This is a genomic window from Streptomyces sp. NBC_01003, assembly GCF_045162695.1.
Lineage (GTDB): Bacteria > Actinomycetota > Actinomycetes > Streptomycetales > Streptomycetaceae > Streptomyces.
The window spans coordinates 7,729,343-7,756,047 of record NZ_CP108707.1; the positions used below are offsets into that span (position 1 = coordinate 7,729,343).

Here is a 26,705-nt window from a genome sequence, read left to right on the forward strand (position 1 = left end):
GCGGTGCGATTCTCCACAAAGCTAGCCCAGTGTCCGTGAGATCGCCCACGTTCCGGACGTGCCCGTTCATGCCCGCCATGTCCAACTCGCCCTGGAATCAGTTGGATTCGGTGAGTAATCGTCAACCTCCTTATAGGGGAGGTGAATCCTGCGACCGGGATACACGAGTGTCACCACGGGGCGATAGGGTTAACCTGCCCGGGCCGGGTGCCCTCGTACGGGTGGGGAGTGACATGGAACAGATAACAGTGCGCAGCAGGCCACGTGTGCCTGCGATCACCTGCGGGAGCAGCGCGACCAGCACGCGTCTCGACCGCCATCTCTCGGTGCTGGGCGGTCCCGCCGTCCCGCAGCGCGAAGCGGCCGAGGCGACGTTGCTGATGCGTGAGCTCACCTCGCGTGACGTCGCGCACGAGCGCAGCAGCAGGGGCGCGCGAGTGAGCCGGGTCTCGCTCTTCGCACCACTGCGGCGACTGCGCCGCTCGCTGTTCGGCGGCCGCCGCTGACAGGCGGTCATCACCGGCACAGCCCGATCCCGCGCTCAGGCGACCATGCCGTACCGGCACGGCGCCGCGATCTCCGCGACCGTCATCCCCACGGCACGCGGCGTCGCCCAGGCGTGTTCGCCTGACGCGGGACAGATATCTCCTGTCACCCCGGCGCTGAGGCGGCGCTGATACGCGCCGACACGGCATAAGCGCCGACACGGCATATGAGCCGTACCCTTCCCGCTCCCGGTGCGCCGCCGTCGCCGTACATCTCCCTCACCACCGACGCGTGCCCTCCGCACGGTCGGTTTTCCGTCATTCCGGGGCCTGTTGACGACCCTGTCGGCGTCGCCGCGCGCAGTCACCCATGTCCGATGCGTAACAGCTTTGTCATGCACGGATGTTGACGAGGCAAAGTTCCGGGGTCAATGTTGCGCCTGATCCCGATCATTTGGCCTGTACACGGAAACCTCACCCCCGGAGGTACGCGCGTGTGTGACCTGCACGACCAGCACGAGCACGAGCATGAGCACGGGACGACACAGACCGCCGCCGGTCCGCAGCTCAGCAGGCGCCGCATCATGCAACTGCTCGGCGCGGCCGGAGTGACCGCCGCAGCGATGACCGCCGAGGCCGACCCGGCGATGGCCGCGGCCGCCGACTCCATAGCCGAGGAGGCCGGTGCGTACAAGGCGCCCGAGGGCCTCGCCGAGGACAGCTCGGCCAAGTCCTCCGCCCTGGGCTGGATCACCTCCAACTCCTCCCGCATCACGGGCCTGAACGAGGAGATCTGGGAGCACGCCGAGCTGTCGCTGCGCGAGTGGAACTCCTCGGTCGCCGAAGCCGGATTCCTCGAAAAGGCCGGATTCGACGTCAAGTTCGGCACGGCCGGCTTCCCGACGGCGTTCACGGCGACCTTCTCGTACGGCAGCGGCGGCCCGGTCCTCGGCTTCAGCGGCGAGTACGACGCGCTGCCCGGGCTCTCTCAGAACAAGGGCGTCGGCCACCACGATCCGCGCGAGTACATCCACGACCCCTTCTCCCCGAGCTACGGGCCAGGCCACGGCTGCGGCCACAGCGCCCTCGGTACCGCGGCGGCGGCAGCGGCAGCCGCGGTCGCGCAGGCCGCGAAGAAGCACAAGTTGCCGGTCACGGTGAAGTTCTTCGGCTCCACGGCCGAGGAGGCGCTGATCGGCAAGACGTACGCGGTCAGCAGGGGCGTGTACGACGGGCTCGACGCGTTCCTCGACTGGCACCCCTCCACCGCCAACGCCACCGGCTGGGGCACCAGCAACGCCATGACCGCGGTCACCTTCACCTTCCTCGGTGTCGCGGGCCACGGCGGCACCCCGCTCGGCAACAAGTCGGCCCTGGACGCCGCCGTGATGATGGCGACGATGTCGGAGTTCCTGCGCGAGGAGAACATGGCGCCGGCCGCGCGCCTGCACTGGGTCATCAACAACGGCGGCGACATCCCGAACGTGACCCCGGAGATCGCCGAGATCTCCTATTACGTGCGCGAGGGCAGCACGGCCCGCGTCCAGGTGCTGCTCGACAAGGTGATCGCGATCTCCGAGGCCGCCGCCAAGGCCTCGCAGACGAAGGTGCAGCACCGCATCACCTCCGCCTGCTGGAACCAGCTGCCCAACAAGGCTGCCGCGGAACTGCTGTACGACAACATGCGGCAGATCGGCCCGCCCGCGTTCACCGCCGAGGCGCACCAGCTGGCGAAGGACCTGCAGAAGTCCCTGGGGCTTCCCGAGGTCGGCATGCATGACAAGGTCGCGGAACTGACCCCGCCCAACCCCGTTTTCCTGGGCGGCGGTTCGACGGACGTGGCCGACATCAGCTGGAACGTGCCGACCGTGTCGATGGGCGCCGCGCTCGCCCCGATCGGCGGCAAGTTCCACACCTGGTCCACCGCGGCGTGCGCCGCGGCGGCCCCCGGTCAGGCCGCGGTGATCGCCGCCGCGAAGTACCTGGCGGCGACGGCGGTCGACCTGATCACGCAGCCCGAGCGGCTCAAGGCCCTCAAGGACGAGTTCAAGGAGCGCACCAAGGGCGTCGAATGGAAGACGGCCCTGCCGGACGGCTATGAGCCGCCCATGTACGAGCCGCCGGCCTGGTTCCTGAAGAAGACCGGGCAGAAGTGGCCGCCGAACAACATCACCTGGCCGCCCCGGCGTGTCGTCTCGAACGAGAAGTTTTCCTCCCTCGGACCCGAGCTGGCCCCGCAGAAGTAGACCGGCCGCAGTTCGCTCAGCGTCCGCCGGTGGTGTACCGGCGGACGGCGAGCGGCACGCACACCGCGAGCAGCACCGCGCACCAGGCGAGCGAGCCGGCCACCGGGTGCGCCACCGGCCACGAGGAGCCTCCCGGCACGGGGGCGTTGCCGAACAGGTCGCGTACGGCCGTGGCGACCGCGCTGATCGGGTTCCACTCGGCGAGCACCCGCACCCAGCCGGGGAAGCCCGCCGTCGGGATGTACGCGTTCGACAGGAGCGGGAGCATGAACGTCGCGCCGCCGAGCTGGCCCGCCGCCTCCTCGCTGCGCGACAGGAGCCCGAGCAGGATCCCGACCCATGTCGTGGCGAAGCGGAACAGTAGCAACAGGCCGAAGGCGCCCGCCGCTTCGAGCGCGCCGCCCTCGATCCGCCAGCCCATCGCGAGCCCGACGGCGAGCAGTGGCACGAGACCGGCCGCCGTCGTCACGATGTCGGCCGCCGCCTGCCCGAGGGGGACGGCCGCACGGGTCATCGGCAGCGTGCGGAAGCGGTCCATGACGCCCCGGTGCGAGTCCTGGGCCGCCGTGAACATCCCGGTCATGATCCCGTTCGCCGCGGTCGCGACGAGCATGCCCGGCACCAGGAAGGCGCGGTAGTCCGCGCCGGGCATCGCCAGGGCGCTGCCGAAGACGTAACCGAAGAAGAGCAGGAAGACGATCGGCATCGTCTGCGTCATCACGAGGATCGCCGGCGCGTGCCGGATCCGCTGGAGGTGCCGGCCGAGCATCGTCGTGCCGTCGTACAGGAGCGCGGTGGTCATCAGGTCTCCTCCGGAAGGGAGTCGGGGTCGGTGAGCGGAGCGGTCATGCGACGAGTTCCCGGCCGCCGGTGAGGCGCAGGAACGCCTCGTCCAGGGTCGGCGGGCGCAGGGTCGCATCCACGATCGGGACGCCGGACGCGTCCAGTTCGCGGACGATGCGGGGGAGGGTCAGGGTCTGGTCGAGGGTGACGACGCCGACCGCCCTGCGGTCCGGGTCGAGGGTCGGCTCGGCTCCGGTGAGCTGGTCGAGGACGACGGCCGCGGCGTGCAGGGCCGCGTCCTCGGCGACCACCACTTCCGCGTAACTGCCGGTCTGCGCCTTGAGTTCGGCGGGGGTGCCCCGGTGGGCGGCGCGGCCCCCGTCGATCAGGACCACGGAGTCGGCGAGCTGGTCGGCCTCCTCGAGGTACTGCGTGGTGAGCAGCACGGTCGTGCCCTGGCCGGTCAGCTCGCGGACCGCGTCCCAGATGGCGTTCCTGCTGTGCGGGTCGAGACCGGTCGTCGGCTCGTCGAGGAAGAGCACGGCGGGCCGGGTGAGCAGGCTCGCCGCGAGGTCGAGGCGGCGCCGCATGCCGCCGGAGTACGTACGGGCCGTGCGGTCGGCCGCCGCCGTGAGGCCGAAGCGGTCGAGCAGTTCGTCGGCGCGGGTACGCGGCAGCCGCAGGAGACGGGCGAACAGGCGCAGGTTCTCGCGCCCGGTGAGCTCGCCGTCGACCGACGCGTACTGCCCGGTGACGCCGATCCGGCGGCGTACGGCCGCGGACTCGGTCAGGACGTCGTGGCCCGCGACACGCGCGGACCCCGCGTCGGGCCGCAGCAGGGTGGTGAGCACCCGGACGGCCGTCGTCTTGCCCGCGCCGTTCGGCCCGAGCAGCCCGCAGACCGTGCCCTCCTCGACGGCGAGATCGAGGCCCCGCAGGGCGTGGACCACCTGGTCCCCTGAGCCGTAACGCTTCTCCAGACCTTCACTAAGTACAGCGTACGTAGAAGTCATGGTGCCACCGTAGCGCACTACGTACGGTGTACGTAACTACGATGGTGGGCGAGGTGATGATCGATGACGGGCCGAGCGGCCGAACCCGAAGTGATCTGGGCGCGCCCCGAGCGCGCGGGACGTGGCCCGAAACCCGCCTACGGCAGGGGTGACATCGCGGCCGCCGCCGTGCGCGTCGCGGACGCGGACGGGATCGACGCGGTGTCGATGCGGCGGGTCGCGGGGGAGCTCGGCCTCGGCACGATGTCGCTCTACAACTACGTGCCGAGGAAGGACGACCTCTACGAGCTGATGGTCGACGCGGTGAGCGCCGAGTACGACCTGTCCGAGCCGACCGGCGACTGGCGCGCCGACCTGCTCGGTGTCGCCCGGCAGGCCCGCGCCCTGATGATCCGGCATCCGTGGATGCCCCGGCTCATGTCACCCGTCTACGGCTACAGTCCCAACGCCCTGCGGTATCTGGAGTACTGCATGGCCTGCCTCGCACCGGTCGACCTGCCGGCCGGGACGAAGATGGAACTCGTCGCGTCCCTCACCGGCGTCGTGACCTTCTATGTCGCCAACGAGATCTCCGCCGCCGAGCGGACCCGTTCGCTGCCCTGGTCGCAGGAGCGGGAGTTCGCCATGCGGACGGCCTACCTGGTGAGCCGGATCTCGACCGGCGAGTATCCGCACCTGGCCGCCGCGTTCACGCAAGGCGCCGAACCCGTCGACATGGAGGCGGCCTTCGAGCGGGCCCTCGCGCGCACACTCGACGGGTTCGTGCCCTCCTGAGTCCGACAGGAGCACTGAGCTTCAGAGCAGCGCGAACTGGCCGCCCGGGCCCTCCTCGTGATGGTCGAGGACCGAGGCCGGCCTGCGAGTGGCCGGCGCCGGCGGCAGGACGCGCGCCCTGAGCAGGTCCGTCGCCGTGATGAGCGAGACGGCGGCAGTCATCAGCTCCTCTTGCTGCGTGCGCAGCTCGGCCAGCAGCGCCAGTACCGTGACGATCTCCAGGAGCTCCGACGTCCACGGCTGCGGCCAGGTCCTGGGGCGGATCCCGGCCAGCGTCCCCGGCTCGGGGGCCGTGGTCCTGCGGGCGAACCACTGCTCGATCACCCGTACCCCGCTGACCTGGAAGTCCCAGGCCTCGGCGGGGACCGGGGAGATGCGGCCGTCGCCGATGAGCAGGGCCTGCTCCTCGCGGTCGTAGAGCAGCTCGGCGAACGGGGTCTCCCCTGCTCGAACGGAGTTGAGAGCTTGGGGACGGTCCGGGAGCGGGGCGCGCACGTACGGGCGGCGGCCGCCGGGAAGTTTGGGCCGGTCGCCGTCGGCGCCGCGGCGCAGCAGCCACAGGATCCGCTCGCCGAGGGCCGTGCCGGAGGCCCAGAGTCCGGCGTCGTCCGGGAGCGGGACCCGCGGCCCCTGCGGGGAGGGCCGCGCCGCAGCGAGGGTCCAGGCGAGCAGGTCCCGCGCCCCGACCTCGTGCCCGAACCGGCCGGACAGCTCGGTGAGCAGACCGGGCGTGACGTTCGGTTCAAGGCCCCCAGGGCGCCGGTACAGCGGGCGGATGCGGCCGGGGCGTCCTGCGGGGGAGCGGCCCTCGGGCAGGATCGCGCAGGCGAGCACCGCGGGTCCGCCCGCCCCGGGCACGAACCCCTGCTCGACGAGGAACAGCTGGCTCTCGTCGGCCACCCGCCACAGTTCCGGGCGGGCCGCGTCGATCAGCCGGTGGTCCGGTATCAGCCACTGCTCGTCGAAGGGGGCGTGCAGCACCCGGACGGGTTCGGGGCAGGGGCCGGCGGCGTGGGTCAGGTCGTCCGTCGCGGTGCGCCGGCCGGGGAGTTGGGCGAGGGCCGTGCGCAGGGTGCGCGCCCGGCTCGGTTCGAGCAGCCTCTCGCGCTCCGCCTCCTCGGCCTTCACGAACGCGGACCAACGGGCCTTCAGGGAGGCCGGGTCCGGGGCCAGTGGCCAGGCGCGACCGAGGCGCAGGGGCGCGACGGACCACGGCATGAGGTCCGCGAGCAGCGGCGCGTCAACAAGGCTTTCGAGGCTGTCGGGCGTCACGTTCGGCATCGTACGACGCGGTCAGTGCGCGTCGAGAGTGACCGTGAACGAGAACCGGTCGCCGCGGTAGTGGATGACGGCGACGTCCAGCGGCCGGCCGTCCTCGTCGTAGGTGATGCCCGTGTAGTGCAGGATCGGGCTGAGCAGCGGGACTTGGAGGAGCCGGGCCGTCTCCGGGTCCGCGAGCCGGGCCTCGACGGTGTCGGTGATCCGGCTGATGCGCACGCCGACGACGTCGCGCAGGACCTTCGTCATCGGCCAGCGCACCAGGTCGGCCAGGTCGACGCGGTCGGCGAGGTCGGCCCTGATGTAGTTGCGGGCGTGGTTCGTGGGCTCGCCGGTCTTCTCGTCGCAGCGCAGCCGGTGGTACGTCGCCACGGTCTCGGCCCCAGGGAAGTGCTCGGCGAGCGCGCCGGGCACCGGCACCGTTCCGTGGTCCAGCAGTTCGGTCGTCATGCCGGACTGCTGGGCCACGATGGCGTCGACCGAACCGAGGAGGCGCACCGGCGCTCCCCGCAGTGCGGCCGGTTCGATGAAGGTGCCGCGCCTGCGGTGCCGGGTGATGAGTCCCTCGTCCTCCAACTCCTTGAGCGCCTGCCGCATGGTCAGGACGCTCACCCCGTAGTGCCCCGCGAGCTGTTCCTCGGTGGGCAGGCGCAGCGGGTCGTCGGGGGAGCGCCCGAGTATCGAGGCGCGCAGGGACTGCGACACCTGATACCAGAGCGGCAGCTTGCGGTTCAGGACGATCGAGTCCGGGGCGAAAGAGGTCACGGGGCTATCCGTATCGGTCGGGCGCGTTCAGTGCAACGGCTCAGTCCGACGTCCTGAAGTGCCGCTCGAGCCCGCTCCACACGTCGTCGTAGCCGCGCTGGAGGTGATCGGCCTGCGCCGCCTGAGCCGTCGCGGTCACCGGCCACCGGGTCTCGAACATGAAGGCGAGCCCGTCATCGACCTTCTGCGGCCTGAGCTCGGCCGCCGACGCCTTGTCGAAGGTCTCACGGTCGGGGCCGTGCGCCGACATCATGTTGTGCAGCGAACCACCGCCCGGAACGAAGCCTTCGGCCTTGGCGTCGTAAGCCCCCTCGATCAGGCCCATGTACTCGCTCATCACGTTCCGGTGGAAGTACGGCGGCCGGAACGTGTCCTCGCCGACCAGCCAGCGCGGCGCGAACACGACGAAGTCCACGCCCGCGAGTCCCGGGGTGTCGCTCGGCGAGGTGAGGACCGTGAAGATCGACGGATCCGGGTGGTCGTAGCTGAGCGACCCGATGACATTGAAACGGCGCAGGTCGTAGACGTACGGGACATGGTTGCCGTGCCAGGCGACGACATCGAGCGGCGAGTGGCCGTACGTGGCGCGCCAGAGGTTTCCGCAGAACTTGTTCACCACCTCCACCGGCCCTTCGGTGTCCTCGTACGCGGCGACGGGGACCATGAAGTCCCGGGCGTTCGCGAGGCCGTTGGCGCCGATCGGGCCCAGGTCGGGCAGGCGGAAGGGGGAACCGTAGTTCTCGCAGACGTAGCCGCGGGCATAGCCGTCGAGGAGTTCGACGCGGAAACGGACCCCGCGCGGGATCAGCGCGACGTGGCCGGGCTCCGCGTGCAGCAGGCCGAACTCGGTGCGCAGCAGCAGCCCGCCGCGCTCCGGGACGATCAGGAGCTCGCCGTCCGCGTCGCTGAACACCCGTTCCGTCATGGAGGAGTTGGCGTGGTAGAGGTGCACGGCCATACCGGTGCGCTGGGTCGCGTCGCCGTTCCCGCCGAGCGTCCACAGGCCCGCCAGGAAGTCCGTGCCGGGGGCCGGCTCGGGCAGCGGGTTCCAGCGCAGCCGGTTCGGGTCGGGGACGGACTCGGTGAAGGGGGCGGTGCGCAGCGCGCCGTTGTCCGCCCGTACGAACGCCGGGTGCGCGGCCGACGGGCGGATCCGGTACAGCCACGAACGCCGGTTGTACGCCCTCGGCTCGGTGAACGCGGTGCCGCTCAGCTGCTCCGCGTACAGACCGAGCGGGGCGCGCTGCGGCGAATTGCGTCCGTGGGGCAGAGCGCCGGGCACCGCCTCCGAGCTGTGCTCGTTGCCGAAGCCCGAGAGGTAGGCAAGTCCCTCGGCGGTCTTCCTCGCGTCACGCATGTCGCTCCCTCGTCCATGATTCCTATGCTTAACCGTAGGATTCCCTTTTTCCTCGCGCAAGAGCACCCCGCGAAGCTGAACAGTCCTCTACTCTCCGGGGCATGCCGTGGACGACGCCGGGACTGCCGTGGACGCGGGTGGCCCTGTACGCCGCCGCGCACCGCGGGGTACTCGTGAGCGCCGGCACCGGGAGCGGGTGACAGCCGTGGACCCCGTGCCCCGCACCGCCTCCCTGCGCCGTGCCCCCGTCCAGCAGCGCAGCGCCGAACGCCTGAGCCGGATACTCGACTCCTGCGCGCAACTGCTCGACGAAGGCGGCTACGAGGAGCTCAGCACCCGGGCCGTGGCGGTCCGCGCCGGGGTGCCCATCGGCTCCGTCTACCGCTTCTTCGGCAACAAGCGCGCCCTCGTCGACGCCCTCGCCGAACGCAACCTCCAGCGCTACGCCGAGCGCGTCGCCGGGCGCCTCACGGAGGTCCCCACGGCCGACTGGCGTGCCGCGATGGACGCCGTCCTCGACGAGTACCTCGCCATGAAGCGCACCGCTCCCGGCTTCTCCCTCGTCGACTTCGGCAACCAGATCCCCGTCGGCGCCGACGCCGGCCCCAACCACCGCCTCACCGACCGCCTCACCGAGCTGCTCGCCGCCCACCTCGATCGCACGCCCGACGACACTCTGCGGCGCACGTTCCTGATCGCCGTCGAATCGGCGGACGCCCTGGTCAGCCTCGCGTTCCGGCTCGACCCGTCGGGCGACGAGAACGTCATCGCGGAGACGCGGGAGCTTCTGCGGGCGTATTTGGCCCGGGCGCTGGACTGATCCGGGGGCCTGTCGGGCTGCGGGCACCGGGGTGCTGAACGTCCCCGCCGGCGCCCTCGCTCGCCACCCAACCCCGTGACCTGGAGTTTTGCGCTTATTGCTCGCACGTCAACATCTTGTTAACGCTGATGTGCGCGCCCTAACGTCTCGCTGACTGCAAGGCCCCGGTGGAAGTTCAAGGGCGAACGTTAGGTATCCACATGTTGACCATCCTCGGCTTCGGCATGATTGCCACCTTCCTGGTGCTGATCATGATGAAGAAGGTGTCGCCGATCGCGGCGCTCGTGCTCATCCCGGCTCTGTTCTGCGTCTTCGTGGGCAAGGGAGCCAAGCTCGGCGACTACGTCGTCGCGGGCATCGGTGACCTCGCGCCCACCGCGGCGATGCTGATGTTTGCCATCGTCTACTTCGGTCTGATGATCGACGTCGGCCTCTTCGACCCGATCGTGCGCGGCATCCTGAAGTTCGCGAAGGCGGACCCGGTCCGCATCGTCGTCGGCACCGCCGTCCTCGCGGCGATCGTCTCCCTCGACGGCGACGGCTCCACCACCTTCATGATCACCGTCTCGGCGATGTACCCGCTGTACAAGCGCCTCAAGATGAGCCTGATCGTGATGACGGGCGTCGCCGCGACCGCCAACGGCGTCATGAACACGCTGCCCTGGGGCGGCCCCACCGCCCGCGCCGCGACCGCGCTGAAGCTCGACGCCAGCGACATCTTCGTGCCGATGATCCCGGCGCTCGCCGTCGGCCTGCTCTTCGTCTTCGCCCTCGCCTACGTCCTCGGCCGCCGCGAGCGCAAGCGCCTCGGCTACCTCTCCCTCGACGAGGTCGCCGAGACTGTCACGGAGAACTCCGACGAGAAGGTGCTCGTGGGCGCCGGCGCCACCGGCGGTAAGGCTTCCGGCTCCGGCAAGCAGTCCTCCGGCGCCGCCGCCGGTACGGGTTCCGGCTCCGCGGCGCCCTCGTACGAGAACGAGGACGGCGAGACCTTCGGGGCCCTCGACCCGAACCGCGCCACCCTGCGCCCCAAGCTCTACTGGTTCAACGCGCTCATGACGGTGACCCTGCTCACCGCGATGATCATGGAGTGGCTGCCGATCCCGGTGCTGTTCATCCTGGGCGCCGCGCTCGCCCTCACGGTGAACTTCCCGCACATGCCCGACCAGAGGGCCCGCCTCGCCGCCCACGCCGAGAACGTCCTGAACGTCTCCGGCATGGTCTTCGCCGCCGCCGTCTTCACCGGCGTCCTCCAGGGCACCGGCATGGTCGACCACATGGCCAAGTGGGTCGTCGGCGGCATCCCCGACTGGATGGGCCCGCACATGGCCCTCGTCACCGGCGTCCTGTCCATCCCGTTCACGTACTTCATGTCGAACGACGGCTTCTACTTCGGCATCCTGCCCGTCCTCGCCGAGGCCGGGAACGCGCACGGCGTCTCCACCCTCGAGATCGCCCGCGCCTCCCTCATCGGCCAGCCGCTGCACATGTCGAGCCCGCTCGTCCCCGCCGTCTTCGTCCTCGTCGGCATGGCCAAGGTCGAGTTCGGCGACCACACGAAATTCACGGTCAAATGGGCCGCGCTCACCGCGCTGGTGATGCTCGGCGCCGGATTCCTCTTCGGGATCCTCTGACCTCGATGAGCCTCACTACAGAGCCCGGCAGGAGAAGCTGGCTGCTCCGCCTCGTCATCGCCTTCAGCTTTGCGCAGGGGGCGGTGTCGATGGCGCGGCCCGCCGTCTCCTACCGGGCTCTCGCGCTCGGCGCGGACGAGCGTGCGATCGGTGTGATCGCGGGTGTGTACGCGCTCCTTCCGCTGTTCGCGGCGGTACCGCTGGGCCGGCGCACCGACCACGGCCGGTGCGCGCCCCTGCTGCCCGTCGGCGTCGTCCTCATCGCCGGCGGCTGCGCGCTCAGCGGCACGGCCGACTCCCTGGCCGCGATGGCCGCGTGGAGCGGGGTGATGGGTCTTGGCCATCTGTCGTTCGTGATCGGCGCGCAGTCGATCGTCGCCCGGCAGTCGGCTCCGGCGGAACAGGACCGCAACTTCGGTCACTTCACGATCGGCGCGTCCCTCGGCCAGCTCGTCGGGCCGATCGCCGCGGGCGCGCTCATCGGCGGGCCCGATCTGGGGGCCACGAGTGCGCTCGCGCTGCTCGTCGCGGCTGCCGTCGCCGCGGTCTCCTTCACCTCGCTGTGGCGCATCGAGCACCCCCGTACGACGACGAGTGCGGCCGCATCCGCCGGGCCACGTGTGCCGGTCGGCCGGATCCTGCGTACCCGGGGTGTGCCCGGCGGCATCTTCATCTCGCTCGCCGTGCTGTCCGCGACGGACATCCTCACGGCGTATCTGCCGGTCGTCGGCGAGCACCGGGGGATCGCGCCGTCCGTCGTCGGTCTGCTGCTGAGCCTGCGGGCTGCCGCCACGATTGCCTGCCGGCTGGTCATGACGCCGATGCTGCGGCGCCTCGGCCGTGCGGCGCTCCTCACGATCACCTGTCTGGTAGGCGGGGTCATGTGTGCGGGGATGGCGCTGCCTGTACCGGTGTGGGCGCTCGCTCTGATGCTTGCCGTGCTCGGGTTCTGCCTGGGCGTCGGACAGCCGCTGTCGATGACCACGGTCGTCCAGGCTGCGCCTGAGGAGGCCCGGTCGACGGCGCTTGCGTTGCGGCTCACCGGTAATCGGCTGGGGCAGGTGGCAGCGCCGGCCGCCGCCGGTCTTGTCGCGGGTGTCGCTGGGGTTGCGGCGCCGTTCCTGATGCTGGGTGTGTTGCTGGTGGGGGCGGCGGGGGTTGGTCTGCGGAGTGGGGGTGGGGGGTCCTCCGGGCGGGGTCTCTTCCCCGAGCCCGCCCCTTCCCGAACCGGGGCTCCGCCCCGGGCCCCGCTCCTCAAACGCCGGAGGGGCTAGCTACGCCCCAGGGCTGCTTGCGCGCGGCCGTGTATGGCCCTGGCCTCCGCCTCCGCCAGGCGTTCGCCTGCCTCGTGGGCGCGGGTGGCCTCGGCCTCGGCAAGCGTTGCTGCCTGGGCCGGGCGGCCCGCCTCCAGGTGGGCCCAGGCCGTGAGATGTCCCGCGTCCGTCGCGCCCGCCAGCAGGGCCAGTGCCTCCTCGGGGCGGCCCCGGCGCACGCCCAACTCGGCCCGGGCCAGCCGTACTTCCTGCTGGGCCTGCCGGTCGCCCTGCGCATCGGCGGTCCGGCCCGCGCGGTCGAGGAGGGCGGCGCAGGACTCCGCGTCACCCGACCGCATCCGTACCCGTGCCAGCGCGGCCAGCGCATACGGCGCGCACCAGCCCGTGTGCGGCTCCGACTCGCGTACGGCGTCCTGCGCGAGGTCGTGCGCCGCGTCGTACTCCTCCAGGAGCAGATGGAGTTCGGCGAGGTTGGCCCGTTCGAAGGCCGCCGCCGTCGGGTCGCCGGAGCGCTCGGCCAGCGCGAGGGCGCGCTCGCCCGTGGCGATGGCCTCCCGCAGCCGACCCGACCGGCGCGCGTGCTCCCGCAGGACGGAGAGGACCGAGCCGAGCAACTGCGGATCCCCGTAGGCCTCCGCGTGCGGCAGCGCACGGTCCGCGACCGGTCTGGCCTGCGCGAAGTGGCCGGCGAGTGCCAGCGACGTGGCTTGCGTGGCGAGCGAACGCGCGAGCAGGCCGCGCTGCTCGGGCCCCGTCACCCGCAGTGCCGCCGCGTGCGCCGCCTCTCCCGCGGTGACGGCTTGCGGGTAGCGCCCGGTGACGAAGCACAGGATCGAGCGGGCGAGATGGTGCGCGGTGGCCGCCTCGGGCGCGGTGCCGGCGGCGGGCGGCGCCGCGTCGAGGAGAGCGAGCCCCTCCTCCGTGGACCGGGTCTTCGCGAGGACCTCGCCGAGCCTGGCCGAGGCAAGGACGCGCCCGTCCGCATCGCCGCGGCGCGTCACGTCGTCGAGTGCCTCGCGCAGCACCCGCGCCGCGTCCTCGTACCGTGCCATGCGGCGCAGTACGGCCGCCCGGTCGATCCTGGCCCGCGCCGACTCGGCGGCGAACGCGTCGAGACGGTCGGTGAGCTGGGCGTAGTAGTGGTCCGCGGTGTCGTTCGCGCACAGGGCGGCGGCCCGCTCGGCGGCCTGCCGGAGGTAGCCGGTGGCGCGCGGGTCGTCGGCGCGCGTCAGATGGGCGGCGAGCGTGTCCACGGCGTCGGGCCTGCGCCGCAGCACGGCCTCCGCGTACGCCGAGTGGAGGAGGCGGCGGCGGGCGGCGGAGAGGCGCTCGTAGCAGGTGAGGCGTACGAGGGGGTGGCGGAAGGTGAGGCCGGGCACGGTGCGCCCGTCGGCGACGACGTCCCGTTCGGCAAGGACCGAGGCGGCGACCGCCGCGTCGGCGCCCGATGTCGCCTCGGCCACGGAGAGCAGCGGGTGCAGCCCGGCGCTCGCGACGTCGAGCACTTCGGCGAGCGACGCGTCCCCGCCGGCCACCGCCACGGCCTCCACGACCCGGCGCGCGCCGGGCCCGAGCCGCGCGAGCCGGGCGGCCACCAACTGCCGTACGCCGTAAGGAGTCTGCGGTTCGAAGCCGTCGCCCCTCGCATCCGCGCCCGCATCCGTCCCGAGCCCGCTGCCGCGTCCGTCCCGGTTCGTCCCGGGTCCGCCCCCACGCCCGCCCGCGTCCGCGCCGAGCCCGACACCACTCCCGCGCCCGCCCGCGCCCAGCCCACCCCCGCGTCCGTCTCCAAATGCGCGTGCCAGTTCCAGGGCGAAGAGGGGGTTGCCCAGTGAGAGGTCCCATACCCGTTCGGGCACGTCGGATCCGGTCGGCAGGCCCAGTGCGTCCGCCGCCAGGGTCAGGCAGGCGTCGCGGCCCAGGCGGGGCAGGTCCACGTGGCGCGCGAGTCGTTGGCGTACGAGGGATTCGAGGCCCGTGCGGCGCGGGTCGGTCTCGGTGAGTTCCTCGGACCGGTACGTCGCCACGAAGCGGACGGGGCCGCGGGCCGTCCGGGCGCGGCGGGCCAGATGGCCGAGCAGCTGGAACGAGCCCGCGTCGGCCGCGTGCAGGTCGTCGAGGACGACCAGGACGGGCGCCGTCTCCGCGAGGTCGCCGAGCAGCCCGGCCGCCGCCCTGAACAGCCGCTCCCGCTCCTCCTCCGGACTGCGCTCCGCTCCCCCGCCCGCCTGCCCCAACGACGGGAGCAGCGAGGCAAGTTCGGGGTACTCGGCACCGGCCCTGGCGCGTTCCGCGGGCGGCCGGTCGGCGAGCCAGCCGTCGAGCGCCTCCACGAATGCGCCGAACGGCGTGTGTCCTTCCGCGTCGTGGCCCGCGCCCCACAGCACGGCGGTGCCCTCGCCGAGAGCGCGTCGTGCCGCCTCGCTCACCAGGCGCGTCTTGCCGAGCCCCGCCTCGCCGCAGATCAGCTGTACGGCGGGCGCGTCCGGCGCGAGCAGCCGGTCGAGGACCGCGTCACGCCCCCGCAGCGGCGCCGGCGCGGGCCCCCGCACCGCGCTCGGCGGCGTGAATCCCGCGGCGGGCCGCGCCACCCGGGACGCCGCTCCGCCCGCGTCGAGTGCGAGCAGATGGAGCCGCTGCGTCTCCGGCCCCGGCCGTACTCCGAGTTCGGAGTCGAGCGCCTCGCGGCACGCGTGGAACTGCCGTACGGCCTGCCGCCGCAGCCCTTGGCGCAGATAGGCGCTCATGAGGAGCTGATGGGCGCGCTCGTCCGCCGGGTTCTCGTCGAGCGCCGACCGGGCCACCGTCCCGGCCTCGTCGGCGGAACCCTCGTCGAGCAGCGCCTCGGCGAGCGCGATCCGCAGCCGCTCGCACACCACGGCGAGCCGTTCGCGCCGCGACTCGGTCCACGGCGCGTACCTGTCCTCCGGCAGCAGTTCCCCCGTGAACGTGCCGAGAGCTGTGGCGAGTTGAGAGGAGGAGCCTGAATCGAGCGCCGCTTCCGTCAGTCGCTCCGCGTGGTCGGCGTCGATCCAGACCGTCCGGGGATCGAGGCGCAGAAGCGTGCCGTCCGCGATGAGGTACGAGGAGGCCGCGCGCGGCGCGAGCTCCGGTTCCAGGGCGCGGCGCGCGGCGTGCAGGGCGACGCGCAGGCTGCCGAGCGCGGCGGACGCGTCGGCGTCGGGCCAGCAGACGTCCATGGCCTGTTCGCGGTGCAGGCTGTGGCCGGGGGAGACCGCGAGGAGTTTGACGAGGGCGCGGGCGCTGGGGCGCGGCCAGCGTTCGGCGAGTTCGGGCCCGCCGTCGCGAGTCACCCGGAACCCGCCGAAAAGGTGCAGGCGCAGCAGCGGAGGAGTGGACTCCGTGCCGTGGTCCGTGCCGTCCGCGCCCATAAGGGCGCACTTTAACCCCCATCTCCGGACACACAGCAGGCCCCCCGAACGGAGTCCGGGAGGCCTGCGGGGTTGAGGTGCCCGTCAGGAGAGCGTGGACACCTTCATCTGGGAGAGGGCGGTGAACTGGTTCAGATAACGACCGCCGAGCAGCTCGGTCATGCGGTCGAAGCCGGTCTCGTCGAAGCCCAGGTTCACGATCTCGTCGACACCGTCACTGTCGAGGTCGCCGGAGAAGTACTCCCGGGCGCCGATGAAGGTGGTGCCGCCCACGTCGGCGGGGTAGTTGTTGCCCGCCTTCAGGACGGACGGGTCCCACAGGTCGAGGCCGCCCTGGACGCCGCCCACGAGGAGGCGCCGACCGCCGGGGCCGGTGAGGAACCCGCCGGTCTCCGTCGACGGCAGCGTGTAGATCGAGTAGTCCTGGCCGTCGGCCGCGTAGGTGCGGAAGGACGCCGTCCCCGCGAGGACGAGTCCCTCGGGTCCGGTGAAGTAGCTGCCTACGCTCCAGGGGCCTCCGGCGATGCCGTGGTGGAGGACCTCACCGGTGCGGCTGTCACGGATCTCGACCACCGCGCGCAGGCTGGAACCGTCCGGCGTGCCCTCCGCCGTCGTCGAGGTGGCGGCGATCCAGGTGTAGACGACCGCGTGACCGCCGGCGTACGGGATCTCCGGCGAGGTGAAGACACCGTGGTTCAGGACGGCTCCGTACAGCTTGCCGTCCACGCTCTCGGCCGGGGCCTTCGGCGCGGCGGTCCAGCGCGGGGTGCCCTTCTTGGCATCGAGTGCGACACCGTCGACCGCGGGTGACTCCTTGTCGAGGGAGCCGGTGTTCGTGTACTGCGCGTACACCCTCCCCTCGCCCACCGCGAGGTCGCCGAAGACGACGCTGCCCGCGCTGTCGGGCGCCCCGTACGTCCACAGCTTCGAACCGTCGCCGCGGTAGGCCCGCAGCTTGTCGGTCGGCACGACGATGTCGGCGCGCTTGTCGCCGTCGAGGTCGGCGACCGTCGCGGAGCGGACGAACTGCCCGTTCCCGTCGATGCGTTCCATGACCTTGCCGGTGCGCCCGTCCAGGACCGCGACGGCCGTGTCGGCGGCCACCACGAAGTCGGCGTGGCCGTCGCCGTTGACGTCGCCCTTCTCGATCCGGTGCACCTGCCCCGGGACGGTGGCCTTCCACAGCAGTTCGGGCTTGCCTGCCGTCAGCGACGGACCCGAGTACGCCCACACGCCGTCGGACTTGCCGCCGACGACCAGGTCGTTCTTCTTGTCGCCGTCGATGTCGGCCGACTGCGCGGACCACAGGTCGCCCTGGAGCGGCAGGATGCCCTGCTGCTTGCCGTTGCCGAGCCCGTAGGTGTGGACGTTCTGGTTCTGGTCGACGGTGCGCACGTGCTGCCCGCCGCCGTCGCGGTAGACCTGGGCGAACATCGGTGAGGCGCCGATGCCCTTCTCCCGCCAGCGCACGTCGCCGCTGCCGGAGAACACGGTGAGCGAGGCGTACTGCCCGCCCCCGGGGTTCTCCGCCGAGTTCATGCCGGTGTCGTCCTGGGCGGTCGTCACGAGGCTGCCGTCGACGACGTCCAGGCTCCACGCGCTCGGGCCGTCATGGCCGTTGTCGGCGGCTCGCTTGACGGTCGAGGACCACAGAAGGGCGGCCGGGTCGGTGCCGTCCACGACCCTGACGGTATTGGCGTTGATCCACAGGTACGGGTCGAGAGTGGACTCGCTGACCACGTACTCGGGCTTCCGGTCGCCCCGCAGGTCACCGATCGTCATGTCGGTGGGCAGCGCGTTGGTCCGTGTGTCGAGCGTGGTCCGCTCGCCCTCGGCCAGGGAGTAGGAGTCGATCTCGTACTTCATGCCGTCGTTCGGGTCGGACTGCTCCAGGGCCACGAGCCGTCCGCGCGCGCTGTCGAGGTGCAGCTGGCGGGAGTAAAGGGCACTGTCGGTCTGCCACTTGACCTTCCCGTCGGCGGTGTCGAGCACAAGGGTGCGCCCGCGGCCCGCCGCCGTGGCGGTCTTGCGCTGGTTGTACGACGCGGCGACCAGGCCGCCGCCGAGATCCTCCAGGGCGCCCCACGCGGTCCCTGCGCGCACCCCCGTGTCGTACGTCCACGTGTCGGTGGGCTTGAGCGCCCCGTCGGCGTACGAGAAGCGGATGCCGGAGACAGTGGCGGTGGCGTCGGCCGGGGAGTTGAGGTTGTAGTACGGCGCGTCCGTCACGACGAGCGTCTTGCCGGCGAGCTTCACGTTGTAGGCGTACGCGTACAGCTTCGACCACAGCGTCTTGCCGGTCTTCCCGTCGAGGACCGTGACGAAGGTGCCGTTGGCGAGGGTGGAGCCGGGCGAGGTGAAGGGGCGGTACGGGTTCACGCCGACGCTCGCCGAGAACACCACGTCGTCGACGCCGTCACCGGTCAGGTCGCCGGTGACGTACCCCTGGTCGGAGGCGGGCGTGAACGGGCTGACCGCGTTGTAGCCCATCACGATGCGCGCCGGGTACGGCTCGGTCTGCCAGGGCCGGGAGTTCTTGACGCCCCAGTCCGCGTACAGCGAGGCGTTGTCGCGCCGCCACAGGGCGGTGCCGTCGGCCTTGCTGCGCTGGACGCTGCCGAGGCTGTGCAGGGTGAAGTAGTCGCCGCCCTTGCCCCCGGCGGGGACGGTCGCTGCCAGACCGCGCACACCCTCCAGCGTGGACTTGGTGGAGATGGTGACGGCGCCGTCGGTGCCGGTGCCTTCGTCGAGGTGGGAGCCGGAACCCTGGTCGTCCGTACCGGAGTCGGAGCCCTTGGTCGCGCCCTGCGGGTCGACCGTCGCGCGGTCGGCCTCCGCGTAGGCGTTGAGCTGGGCGTGGTCGGCCAGCTTCTCGGCCTGGCTGTCGGTCAGCGTGAGAAGGGAGCTGTCGTCGTCGGCGGCGAGGGCGGGCGGCGCGGCGCTCAGCGCCAGACCGGCCGCGACCAGCGCGGAGGCGAGACGCAGAGCCCGCCGGGAGTCATGTCTCATCACTTGGTCCCCTGCGCGATACGGATGGCGGAGTGGTCCTTGAGGACCGGCTCGTCGAAGGAGTACTGAAGGGCGTCGGTGCCGGACTGGTTCTCGATGCCGACGGTGGCGCTCGCGCCGCTGCCCGGCACGGTCAGGTACTGGAGGGTGACGGCGCCGGTGGCCTCGTCGAAGACGGCCTCGAAGGAGACGCGGCCGGAACTTCCGTCCGCGAAGGCGGCGTTGTTCCAGACGACGGCGAACTTCCGGCTGCCGGCGGTGCCCGTGATCGAGGTCTGCACGGTGGACTTCTTGTCCAGGGTCAGGTCGTCCCAGAAGGCGGCGACGGTGCCGTTCGGCCTGTTCACCGACGGGAGCGCGACGTTCTCGTAGTCGCCGAGCCGCGGCTCCATGAAGTTGATCAGGCCGTTCGTGGTGACGCTCGCGCTGGAGTAGGAGACGCCGTACAGCTTCACCGGGAAGGGCAGCGCGATCGTCTTCGCGTCCTCGTCGCCGCTGAGCGCGACCTTGGTGCTGCCGCCGATCCAGGAGTACGCCACCGGGGCGCAGTTGTTGCCGGCGCTGTCGGAGCGGGCGGGCAGCCGGGCCGTCAGCGTCTCGTCGCCGTCCACGGCGAGCTTGCCGCTGTACGTGCCGTTGCACAGGACGGGCGCGGTGGGCGTGGCGGTCAGGGTGTACGAACCTTCAGCCACCTTCGGCAGGTCGAAGCGGCCCGCGGAGTCGGTGGTGACGGTGGCGACCGGGGTGCCGGCGACCTGCACGGTTGCCTTGGCGAGGGGCTTTCCTGTGACGTCGAGGACCGTGCCGGACACGGCGTGCGAGGCGACCGCGGTCAGCGTGAAGTCCTCGGTGACCTGCTCGCCGGTCGTGACGGCGACGCCGGACCTGGCGCCGTCCGCGTATCCGTAACCGCCGAGGGCGAAGTCGTAGGTGCCGGCCGGCAGGGTGAGCCGGTAGGAGCCGTCCGCCGAGGTGGTGACGGTGCGGTTCGAGTCGCCGCCGGAGGCCTTCACCGTGACGCCGGAGAGCGCGGAGCCGGTCGCCTTGTCGGTGACCTTGCCGGTGACGACGGCCGCGGTGTGCGGGGCCTTGTCGACGGACGCGAAGATGTCGAGCTTGCCCTCGCCCCACACGTTGTTCGCGTCGGCGGTGCCGCCGCAGTGGGTGTCGTCCACGTTGCGCGCACCCTCGTCGAGCAGTGCGCGCGTCGCGTCGATGTTGCCGATGAGGGAGGGGGCCGACGACCAGAGCAGCGCGACGGCGCCCGCGACGTGCGGTGTCGCCATCGACGTACCGGAGATGGCCTTGTACGTGTTGCCCGGCCAGGTGGAGCGGACGTTGACGCCCGGGGCCGAGATGTTCGGCTTCATCGAGCCGTCCAGCCTGGAGGGGCCGAAGCCGGAGAAGTCGGCGATCTTGCCGTTGACGTCGTACGCGCCGACGCCGTAGGCCGGTGCCTGCGAGCCGGGTGCGTGGCCGGTCGAGCAGGTCACGCCGTCACCGTCGTTGCCGGAGGCGAACGCCTCGAAGATCCCGGCCGCGTTCCACGCCTCGACGATGTCCTGGTAGAACGTCGTGTCGCCGCCGCCCCACGAGTTGTTCACGATGTCGGGGGCGAGGTCGGGCCGCGGGTTCTGGCCGGTGTGGTCGGTCGGGGCGAGGATCCACTGGCCCGCGGCGAGCAGCGAGGAGTCCGAGCAGGAACTGGACTCGCAGCCCTTGGCGGCGATCCACTTCGCGCCGGGCGCGACACCGACCCCGCCCGCGCCGACCATGGTGCCCATGGTGTGCGTGCCGTGGCCGTTGTTGTCACAGGGCGCCGAGGTGGGGCACTGACCGGTCGGGTCGTACCAGTTGTAGTCGTGCGTGAAGGAGCCGTCGCCGTTGTTGCCGCGGTAGTTGGCCTTCAGCGCGGGGTGGTCGTACTGGACGCCCGAGTCGACGTTCGCGATGACGATGCCCTCGCCGCGGTCGTCGTACTGGTCCCAGACCTGGTCGGCCTTGATGTCCTTGACGCCCCACTCGGGGGTGACCGGGTCCGCGTCGGTGGCCGCGCCGGCCGTCGCGCGCTCCGTGGCGTCCAGCTTGTAATGCTGCTCCTTGACGATCGAGGCGACGTCGGAGCGCTTCGCGAGCTGCGCCACGAGCTTCTTGTCGCCGGTGACCTGGACGGCGTTGACGATCCAGTAGTCCTGGTGCCCGACCCGCTCCTTGTCGAGGAACGACGTCAGCGAGTCCTGGCTCTTGGCGGCTTTGCCGCGCAGGGCGGAGAAGGCGGCCTTGGCGCGCGAGGCGTGGGTGCGCTTGCCGCGGGCCGACGAGAGGTCTGCCTGGTCCTTGAGCACGACGAAGAACGAGGCTTCGCCGCCGTCGTCCACGGCGGCGCGCAGTGCGGAGTCCACCTTGGGCGACGGCGCGGAATCGGCGGCGGCCGCCGCTGAGGGCAGCGGTCCGGTCAGCAGGGCGGCCGCGGTCAGTGCGGCCGCCGCCCACACGGCAGGTCTGCGCCGGGGCGATCGTGACGGGTGCATCGGGGGTGATCCTCCGGGAACTCCGGGAACGGTACGGATGGACCGGACGCTAGAGAGGCGCCGTTACTGAGGAATTACTGGCAGGGTGACGGGCGTCTCTGGCGCCCAAAAACTAACGGCGCTAGTTTGGGGCGCGGACGACTACGCCGTAGCGGACGACTGTGCCGTGGACGCGGCACCCCGGGAGGAACAGCCATGAAGGCCCACGACGGGATGTACATCGGAGGCGAGTGGCGGGTCGCCGCCGGCACGGACACGATCGCGGTGGTCAACCCGGCCGACGAGCAGGTCATCGCGCATGTCCCGGCGGGCGTCGCCGAGGACGTCGACGCCGCCGTGTTCGCCGCCCACGAGGCGTTCCCCGCCTGGGCCGCGACCCCGCCCGCCGAACGCGCCGCGAGGATCGCCGCCCTGCGCGACGTCCTCGTCGCCCGCAAGGACGAGATCGCCGAGACGGTCACCGCCGAACTCGGCGCGCCCCTGCAGTTCTCGCAGATGGTGCACGCCGGCGTGCCGATCCTGGTGGCCGGCTCGTACGCCGAACTCGCCGCCTCGTACGCCTTCGAGGAGAAGGTCGGCAACTCCACCGTCTACGCCGAACCGGTCGGTGTCGTCGGCGCGATCACGCCCTGGAACTACCCGCTCCACCAGATCGTCGCCAAGGTCGCCCCCGCCCTCGCGGCGGGCTGCACCGTCGTGCTCAAGCCCGCCGAGGACACCCCGCTGACCGCCCAGCTCTTCGCCGAGGCCGTCCACGAAGCGGGCATCCCCGCAGGCGTGTTCAACCTCGTCACCGGCCTCGGCCCCGTCGCCGGCCAGGCGCTCGCCGGGCACCCGGGCGTCGACCTGGTCTCCTTCACCGGCTCCACCGCCGTCGGCAAGCAGATCGGCGCCACCGCGGGCGCGGCCGTCAAGCGCGTCGCCCTCGAACTCGGCGGCAAGTCCGCCAACGTCATCCTGCCGAGTGCCGACCTGGCCAAGGCCGTCGGCGTCGGCGTCGCCAACGTCATGGGCAACTCCGGCCAGACGTGCAGCGCCTGGACCCGCATGCTCGTCCACACCTCCCAGTACGACGAGGCGGTCGCGCTCGCCGCCGAGGCCGCCGCCAAGTACGGCGACCGCATCGGCCCGCTCGTCAACGCCAAGCAGCACACACGCGTGCGCGGCTACATCGAGAAGGGCGTCGCCGAGGGCGCCCGCCTCGTCGCCGGCGGCCCCGAGGCCCCGCGCGAGCAGGGCTACTTCGTCAGCCCGACCGTCTTCGCCGACGTCACCCCCGAGATGACCATCGCCCAGGAGGAGATCTTCGGCCCGGTCGTCTCGATCATCCGCTACGAGGACGAGGACGAGGCCCTGCGCATCGCCAACGGCACCGTGTACGGTCTCGCGGGCGCCGTCTGGGCGGCCGACGACGCCGAGGCGGTCGCGTTCGCGCGCCGCATGGACACCGGCCAGGTCGACATCAACGGCGGCCGCTTCAACCCTCTTGCCCCGTTCGGTGGTTACAAGCAGTCCGGCGTCGGCCGCGAGCTGGGCGCGCACGGCCTGTCCGAGTACCTCCAGACCAAGTCCCTCCAGTTCTAGGAGCTCCGCGCCTCATGGTCCGTGCCGCTGTACTGCCCGCCGTCGGCTCTCCCCTGGAGATCACGGAGATCGACCTGCCCGAGCCCGGCCCCGGCCAGGTCCGGGTCAGGCTCACCGCCGCCGGGGTCTGCCACTCCGACCTGTCCCTGACCAACGGCACGATGCGCGTGCCCGTCCCCGCCGTGCTCGGCCACGAGGGCGCCGGCACGGTCGTCTCCGTCGGCGAGGGCGTCACCCATGTCGCACCCGGCGACGGGGTCGTCCTCAACTGGGCGCCCGCGTGCGGAAAGTGCCACGCCTGCTCGCTCGGCGAGGTGTGGCTGTGCGCCGACGCCCTCACCGGCGCGGGCTCGGTGTACGCCCACCGCTCCGACGACGGCAGCGACCTCCACCCCGGCCTGAACGTCGCCGCGTTCGCCGAGGAGACGGTGGTCGCCGCGAACTGCGTCCTGCGCGCCCCCGAAGGCGTCCCCCTCACCGACGCGGCCCTCCTCGGCTGCGCCGTCCTGACCGGATACGGCGCCGTGCACCACTCGGCGCGGGTCCGCGAGGGCGAGACGGTCGCCGTGTTCGGCGTCGGCGGGGTCGGCCTCGCCACGCTCCAGGCGGCCCGGATCGCCGGCGCCTCGAAGATCATCGCGGTGGACGTCTCCCCGGAGAAGGAGGAGCTGGCCCGCAAGGCCGGGGCCACCGACTACGTCGTGGCCTCCGAGACCACCGCACGCGAGATCCGCGGCCTCACCGGCAAGCAGGGTGTGGACGTCGCGGTCGAGTGCGTGGGCCGCGCCGTGACCATCCGTACCGCGTGGGAGTCCACGCGGCGCGGCGGCCGCACCACGGTCGTCGGCATCGGCGGCAAGGACCAGCAGGTCACCTTCAACGCCCTGGAGCTCTTCCACTTCGGCCGCACGCTCTCGGGCTGCGTCTACGGCAACTCCGACCCGGCGAAGGACCTCCCGGTCCTGGCCGAGCACATCCGCGCGGGCCGCCTCGACCTGAGCGCGCTCGTCACCGAACACATCGCCCTCGACGGGATCCCCGCCGCCTTCGACAACATGGTCGCGGGCAAGGGCGGACGGGCGCTGGTCGTCTTCTAGACCCGGTGGGCCCGTGCCCCACGACCCCGGCCGCCCCCGCGCGGCCGGGGCCACGGGGCTGCCCGCACACGGACCGCGCTTTCCCATGCGCAGGCAAAAACTCCTGCTGCGCAACCCGTTGACCCGCGTACCGTCCGGTCAGTATGTTCCCGGGACCGCGGCGCCGCGGACCGTCCCCTCCCCGCAGTCACCGGAGTGTGCACGCATGGACACGGCACCATCCGCTCGTCCCGCAGCCACCGCTTCCCCCGAAGCCGAGACCCGCGCCCGAAGGAAGGTCGCCACCGCCGCCGCGCTCGCCTCGGCCGTCGAGTGGTACGACTACTTCGTCTTCGGCATCGCGGCCGCCCTCGTGCTCGGCGACCTCTATTTCCCCTCCGGCAGCTCGTCGGCGGGCGTGCTCGCCGCCTTCGCGACCTTCGCCGTCGGCTTCCTGGCCCGCCCGCTCGGCGGGGTCATCGCCGGCCAGCTCGGCGACAAGCGCGGCCGCAAGCCCATGCTGGTCCTCGCCCTGACCCTGATGGGCCTCGCCACCACGGGCATCGGCCTGCTCCCCACGTACGACACGATCGGCGTGGCCGCGCCGATCCTCCTCGTCGCCCTGCGGGTCGTGCAGGGCCTCGCCGTCGGCGCCCAGTGGGGCGGCGCGATGCTGATGGCCACCGAGTACGCCCCCGAGGGCAAGCGCGGCCTCTACGGCAGCCTCGTCCAACTCGGCGTCCCCATCGGCGTGGTGACCGCCAACACCGTGTTCCTCGTCGCCGGCGCCCTCACCAGCGACAGCGCCTTCACCGCGTGGGGCTGGCGGCTCCCGTTCCTGGTGGGCCTGCTCGTCCTGGCCCTTGCCTGGTACATCCACGCGAAGGTCGAGGAGACCCCCGAGTTCAAGGCCGCGGAAGCGGAACTGGCGAAGGCGGAGGCGGACCGCTCCCGCTCCCCGCTGCGCAGGATCCTGCGCGAACACCTCGGCACGGTCTTCCTCGCGGGCGGCTCCTTCGCCGTGAACACCGCGACGTTCTACATCATCATCACGGGAGTCCTCGACTACACGACCCGTGAACTCGGCATGGAGCGCGAGGCCGTCCTCACCGTCTCGCTCTGCATCAGCCTCACCCAGCTCGCCCTGATCCCCGCGTCGGCGGCCCTCTCCGACCGCATCGGACGGCTGCGGATCTACGCGCTCGGCGCCGCGGGCCTCGTCGTGTGGGCCGTGCCGATGTTCCTGCTCATCGACACCGGCTCACTGCTCTGGCTGGCCGTGGGCACCTTCGTCACCAGCTGCTTCCTGAGCATCATGTACGGGCCGCAGGCCGCGCTGTTCGCCGAGCTGTTCACCGCCGAGATGCGCTACACGGGAGCCTCGCTCGGCTACCAGATCGCGGCTGTGTTCGGCGGCGGACTCGCGCCGTTCGTGATGGTGCTGCTCCTGGAGGCGACCGGCACGTCGATGGCCGTCTCCGGCTACATCATCGGGCTCGGCGTGATCGCCCTGATCTCCATCAAGGTGCTTGCGGGGCGGGCGGCTGCGCGCTGAGCGTCCCCGCCGCCATCGGCTCCGGCACCGCAGGTGCCGGAGCCGAGGTGCGCAGCCCGGGGAAGGACCGGGCCGCCGCCAGGAAGGCGAATGTCGTCAGGACGAACGGCCAGGTGAACGTGTGCCCGCCCGACGGCGCGAACACCGCCGCCATGGCCGACGTCGCGGCCGTCGCGGTGAACGCGCCCACCACCGCGTACGCCAGAGTGCGCGGACCCGCCTCCAGGAACACCCCGCACAGGGCCAGCGCCACAAGGATCGCGTTGTAGCCCATGGTCCCGTCCGCGATCTGCGCGGTGGGAGCTCCCAGCGCCCACGCGGAGAGGATCCCGACGAGGCTGCCCACGCCCGCCACGGCGGCGGCCCTGCGGCTCGCGACGAGCAGCGCGGCGAGGATGAGCGCGCCGACGTACCACTGCGGCATGAAGAAGATCTCGGCGAAGCCCGTGAAGAACCCGTGCCACAGATCGGAGAAGCCGAGCGAAGTCGGCCCGGTCGCCGCGCTCGTGAGGGCCGCGAGGCCGTCGCCGTGGTGCCAGATCCGCTCGAACCCCGGTGCCGCGGTGGTCATCGCGCTCGCGAGGAGACAGTAGGGGAGCGTCAGCGACGGCAGGTTCCACACGCCGAGCAGATTGACGACGGCCGCGGTGACGACGGTGACGACGACGCAGCCGGCCGCGGCGAGCAGCGCGGTCGACAGATGGCCGGCGCCCAGGAACACCGCGAAACACAGCGCCGTCAGACAGGCGTTGAATCCTTCGAGGCCCGTCGAGACGCGCTCGCGGTCCGCGCCGAGCAGCCGCGAGGTGGCCGTGCCGAGCGCGGTTCCCGCGATCGCGTAGAGCCCGTACTCCCACCCCGCCGCGAACAGTGCCACGGCGAGGAGCGCGCCGGCCGGGACGCTGGACAGAAAGACGACCTGAGCCTGCCCGCGCAGGAGCTGAACGCCGAACTGTCTACAACCCGCTCCCCAATTAAGGGGTGATATGCCAGGAGTTGGGCCGTACTTGGCCTGCCGCATCCCGTGCCCCCGTGTTACGTCCCTGTTTCACCGAGCAGAACGGAGGCACTTTACCGACATCCCCTGAAGTCCGGAAGAACGGGCCTATCGCGGTAGGAAGCCCCCTCC

At 71.7% G+C, this 26,705-nt stretch carries 18 protein-coding genes; 9 read left to right on the top strand and 9 right to left on the bottom strand.

The window, feature by feature from the left end; all coding sequences use genetic code 11:
* The first annotated feature begins 233 nt into the window (after window positions 1–233).
* Window positions 234–506 carry a hypothetical protein gene (locus OG698_RS35250; protein ID WP_100598106.1) on the top strand — a complete coding sequence of 91 codons (273 nt, stop codon included), beginning with the start codon at window positions 234–236 and terminating at the stop codon, window positions 504–506.
* A 473-nt stretch (window positions 507–979) separates the two neighbouring features.
* A complete protein-coding gene (locus tag OG698_RS35255) occupies window positions 980–2,731 on the top strand; it encodes an amidohydrolase (protein WP_406107843.1) in 1,752 nt (583 codons plus the stop codon).
* A gap of 16 nt (window positions 2,732–2,747) precedes the next feature.
* Here the strand turns inward: OG698_RS35255 and OG698_RS35260 are convergent, their stop codons facing one another.
* Complete coding sequence (locus tag OG698_RS35260; RefSeq protein ID WP_406107845.1) at window positions 2,748–3,533, bottom strand: ABC transporter permease; 786 nt, start codon at window positions 3,531–3,533, stop codon at window positions 2,748–2,750.
* A gap of 43 nt (window positions 3,534–3,576) precedes the next feature.
* A complete protein-coding gene (locus OG698_RS35265) occupies window positions 3,577–4,527 on the bottom strand; it encodes an ATP-binding cassette domain-containing protein (RefSeq protein ID WP_406107847.1) in 951 nt (316 codons plus the stop codon).
* Window positions 4,528–4,590: 63 nt separating this feature from the next.
* On the opposite strand from OG698_RS35265, the gene OG698_RS35270 reads away from it, so the two are divergent.
* On the top strand, window positions 4,591–5,301 hold the full coding sequence (locus OG698_RS35270; RefSeq protein WP_399970498.1) for a TetR/AcrR family transcriptional regulator: 711 nt from the start codon (window positions 4,591–4,593) through the stop codon (window positions 5,299–5,301).
* A gap of 21 nt (window positions 5,302–5,322) precedes the next feature.
* On the opposite strand, the gene OG698_RS35275 is transcribed toward OG698_RS35270, so the two are convergent.
* Genes OG698_RS35275 through hmgA form a run of 3 tightly spaced genes read right to left on the bottom strand, consistent with a single transcriptional unit; the run spans window position 5,323 to window position 8,701 of the window.
* Complete coding sequence (locus tag OG698_RS35275) at window positions 5,323–6,582, bottom strand: type ISP restriction/modification enzyme (RefSeq protein WP_406107849.1); 1,260 nt, start codon at window positions 6,580–6,582, stop codon at window positions 5,323–5,325.
* Window positions 6,583–6,594: 12 nt separating this feature from the next.
* Window positions 6,595–7,344, bottom strand: a complete 750-nt coding sequence (locus OG698_RS35280; protein WP_399970502.1) for a GntR family transcriptional regulator — start codon at window positions 7,342–7,344, stop codon at window positions 6,595–6,597.
* Between the two features lie 40 nt (window positions 7,345–7,384).
* On the bottom strand, window positions 7,385–8,701 hold the full coding sequence (gene hmgA, locus OG698_RS35285; protein ID WP_406107851.1) for a homogentisate 1,2-dioxygenase: 1,317 nt from the start codon (window positions 8,699–8,701) through the stop codon (window positions 7,385–7,387).
* Window positions 8,702–8,906: 205 nt separating this feature from the next.
* Between hmgA and OG698_RS35290 the strand changes: the two genes are divergently transcribed.
* The 3 genes from OG698_RS35290 (at window position 8,907) to OG698_RS35300 (ending at window position 12,429) form a co-directional block, all read left to right on the top strand.
* A complete protein-coding gene (locus OG698_RS35290; protein WP_406107853.1) occupies window positions 8,907–9,521 on the top strand; it encodes a TetR family transcriptional regulator in 615 nt (204 codons plus the stop codon).
* A 200-nt stretch (window positions 9,522–9,721) separates the two neighbouring features.
* Complete coding sequence (locus OG698_RS35295; protein ID WP_406107855.1) at window positions 9,722–11,155, top strand: CitMHS family transporter; 1,434 nt, start codon at window positions 9,722–9,724, stop codon at window positions 11,153–11,155.
* A gap of 5 nt (window positions 11,156–11,160) precedes the next feature.
* Complete coding sequence (locus OG698_RS35300; protein ID WP_406107857.1) at window positions 11,161–12,429, top strand: MFS transporter; 1,269 nt, start codon at window positions 11,161–11,163, stop codon at window positions 12,427–12,429.
* Here the strand turns inward: OG698_RS35300 and OG698_RS35305 are convergent.
* The 3 genes from OG698_RS35305 to OG698_RS35315 form a co-directional block, all read right to left on the bottom strand.
* Window positions 12,426–15,821 carry an ATP-binding protein gene (locus OG698_RS35305; protein WP_406107858.1) on the bottom strand — a complete coding sequence of 1,132 codons (3,396 nt, stop codon included), beginning with the start codon at window positions 15,819–15,821 and terminating at the stop codon, window positions 12,426–12,428. The genes OG698_RS35300 and OG698_RS35305 overlap by 4 nt on opposite strands.
* Before the next feature lie 84 nt (window positions 15,822–15,905).
* Complete coding sequence (locus OG698_RS35310; RefSeq protein ID WP_406107860.1) at window positions 15,906–18,830, bottom strand: FG-GAP repeat domain-containing protein; 2,925 nt, start codon at window positions 18,828–18,830, stop codon at window positions 15,906–15,908.
* Window positions 18,830–21,361, bottom strand: a complete 2,532-nt coding sequence (locus tag OG698_RS35315; RefSeq protein ID WP_406107861.1) for a S8 family serine peptidase — start codon at window positions 21,359–21,361, stop codon at window positions 18,830–18,832. Before OG698_RS35315 ends, OG698_RS35310 begins: the two co-directional genes overlap by 1 nt.
* Window positions 21,362–21,556: 195 nt before the next feature.
* On the opposite strand from OG698_RS35315, the gene OG698_RS35320 reads away from it, so the two are divergent.
* The 3 genes from OG698_RS35320 (at window position 21,557) to OG698_RS35330 (ending at window position 25,576) form a co-directional block, all read left to right on the top strand.
* Window positions 21,557–22,945, top strand: a complete 1,389-nt coding sequence (locus OG698_RS35320; protein WP_406107862.1) for an aldehyde dehydrogenase family protein — start codon at window positions 21,557–21,559, stop codon at window positions 22,943–22,945.
* A gap of 14 nt (window positions 22,946–22,959) precedes the next feature.
* Window positions 22,960–24,042: a Zn-dependent alcohol dehydrogenase gene (locus OG698_RS35325; protein ID WP_100598118.1), complete on the top strand. Its 1,083-nt coding sequence runs from the start codon at window positions 22,960–22,962 to the stop codon at window positions 24,040–24,042.
* Between the two features lie 205 nt (window positions 24,043–24,247).
* Window positions 24,248–25,576 (top strand): MFS transporter, encoded by a 1,329-nt coding sequence (locus OG698_RS35330; protein ID WP_116502961.1) that lies wholly within the window; start codon window positions 24,248–24,250, stop codon window positions 25,574–25,576.
* On the opposite strand, the gene OG698_RS35335 is transcribed toward OG698_RS35330, so the two are convergent.
* A complete protein-coding gene (locus OG698_RS35335) occupies window positions 25,542–26,597 on the bottom strand; it encodes an urea transporter (RefSeq protein ID WP_406107864.1) in 1,056 nt (351 codons plus the stop codon). The two genes, OG698_RS35330 and OG698_RS35335, sit on opposite strands and share 35 nt — an antisense overlap.
* Window positions 26,598–26,705 lie beyond the last annotated feature (108 nt).

Coding starts and splice junctions, on each gene's coding strand:
- OG698_RS35275 (WP_406107849.1), bottom strand. CDS start 6,582: ATGCCGAACGTGACGCCCGACAGCCTCGAAAGCCTTGTTGACGCGCCG.
- OG698_RS35305 (WP_406107858.1), bottom strand. CDS start 15,821: ATGGGCGCGGACGGCACGGACCACGGCACGGAGTCCACTCCTCCGCTG.
- OG698_RS35270 (WP_399970498.1), top strand. CDS start 4,591: ATGACGGGCCGAGCGGCCGAACCCGAAGTGATCTGGGCGCGCCCCGAG.
- OG698_RS35250 (WP_100598106.1), top strand. CDS start 234: ATGGAACAGATAACAGTGCGCAGCAGGCCACGTGTGCCTGCGATCACC.
- OG698_RS35300 (WP_406107857.1), top strand. CDS start 11,161: ATGAGCCTCACTACAGAGCCCGGCAGGAGAAGCTGGCTGCTCCGCCTC.
- OG698_RS35335 (WP_406107864.1), bottom strand. CDS start 26,597: ATGCGGCAGGCCAAGTACGGCCCAACTCCTGGCATATCACCCCTTAAT.
- OG698_RS35315 (WP_406107861.1), bottom strand. CDS start 21,361: ATGCACCCGTCACGATCGCCCCGGCGCAGACCTGCCGTGTGGGCGGCG.
- OG698_RS35325 (WP_100598118.1), top strand. CDS start 22,960: ATGGTCCGTGCCGCTGTACTGCCCGCCGTCGGCTCTCCCCTGGAGATC.
- hmgA (WP_406107851.1), bottom strand. CDS start 8,701: ATGCGTGACGCGAGGAAGACCGCCGAGGGACTTGCCTACCTCTCGGGC.
- OG698_RS35320 (WP_406107862.1), top strand. CDS start 21,557: ATGAAGGCCCACGACGGGATGTACATCGGAGGCGAGTGGCGGGTCGCC.
- OG698_RS35295 (WP_406107855.1), top strand. CDS start 9,722: ATGTTGACCATCCTCGGCTTCGGCATGATTGCCACCTTCCTGGTGCTG.
- OG698_RS35310 (WP_406107860.1), bottom strand. CDS start 18,830: ATGAGACATGACTCCCGGCGGGCTCTGCGTCTCGCCTCCGCGCTGGTC.
- OG698_RS35265 (WP_406107847.1), bottom strand. CDS start 4,527: ATGACTTCTACGTACGCTGTACTTAGTGAAGGTCTGGAGAAGCGTTAC.
- OG698_RS35260 (WP_406107845.1), bottom strand. CDS start 3,533: ATGACCACCGCGCTCCTGTACGACGGCACGACGATGCTCGGCCGGCAC.
- OG698_RS35330 (WP_116502961.1), top strand. CDS start 24,248: ATGGACACGGCACCATCCGCTCGTCCCGCAGCCACCGCTTCCCCCGAA.